Raw genomic sequence first — 1044 nt, forward strand, 5'->3', positions numbered from 1 at the left:
TTAGTTTCGACACTATGGTGGCTGTTTCTTTGTTTTGACATCATTCACTTACCTCCGGGAAAATTGCGTTATGTCGTATTTCAGTATAAACCATGTGTCCATTATAAGGGGGTCAACCACTGGCACGCCCCGATATTTGTCGAATTGAAAAGTTAGGGTTAGATGCGAATCACTTTTAAATATCCCTGGCAGCTTGCGCTTGCTTCAGGTTAACTGTTTTTCCTTCACGTTCAAGCCCTATGGATTGCGCCATGCCGGGCTAACTAAAAAGCAGGATTACTAAAGAAGAAAGGTCCAGCCCGAACCTTTCTTACTTCGCACGGTTTACAAGTGCTCGTGACACTCAATTTTTTATCATCTCACCGATTATAATCCCACAAAATCAGCCACTCTTCCTCATCCTTGACTGCATACACATCCTGAATCAATATAAAGTTTCCGTACTTTCCCTCATACACCTGAGTTACAGGCACTTTATACACAACCTCCAACTCCGGCCCTTCGTCGGCAGGCTGCCAATTTTCCACTTTTTCCGGTTCACCGAGCATATATTCAAACGTTTCTACTCCAAAATGGTTAAAAAAGACATGAGCCCGATCCTGTAAATAATGGCCCTTAGAAAACTTTTCTTTCATATACGGATGGAACATTTCCCATGACTGAGAGAAGTTCCCTTCCTGCTCATACTGGTAAAACTCATCAACTGCCTTGTCTGCCGATATGTCCGGACCGAAAAATAACCACTTAATCAGAGCGAGTGCGAGCAAGGCCATTAGCAGCGGGTTGACCCAAACCGGTTTCCTTCTCCTAAACCCCCTTCTCAACAGCCACACCCCTTGAAAAAGCTCTTTCTATTATGAAGATATTCAAATAGGCGGGTGTCAAGAACAGGCTGCTTTTTTCAAGGGATTCGACAAATTCCGGGGCGTGCCTGTGGTTGACCCCCTTATAATGGACACATGGTTTATACTGAAATACGACATAACGCAATTTTCCCGGAGGTAAGTGAATGATGTCAAAACAAAGAAACAGCCACCATAGTGT

General features: G+C 43.8%; 2 protein-coding genes. Both read right to left on the bottom strand.

Annotated features, from left to right (window positions below):
- Positions 1-359 precede the first annotated feature (359 nt).
- Positions 360-824 (bottom strand): hypothetical protein, encoded by a 465-nt coding sequence (locus ACFSCZ_RS16200; protein ID WP_380775345.1) that lies wholly within the window; start codon positions 822-824, stop codon positions 360-362.
- Positions 808-1044: hypothetical protein (locus tag ACFSCZ_RS16205; RefSeq protein ID WP_380775348.1), on the bottom strand; the 237-nt coding region annotated here is incomplete at its 5' end. The genes ACFSCZ_RS16205 and ACFSCZ_RS16200, both read right to left, overlap by 17 nt.

The organism is Siminovitchia sediminis (genome assembly GCF_042680885.1).
Taxonomy (GTDB): domain Bacteria; phylum Bacillota; class Bacilli; order Bacillales; family Bacillaceae_C; genus Siminovitchia; species Siminovitchia sediminis.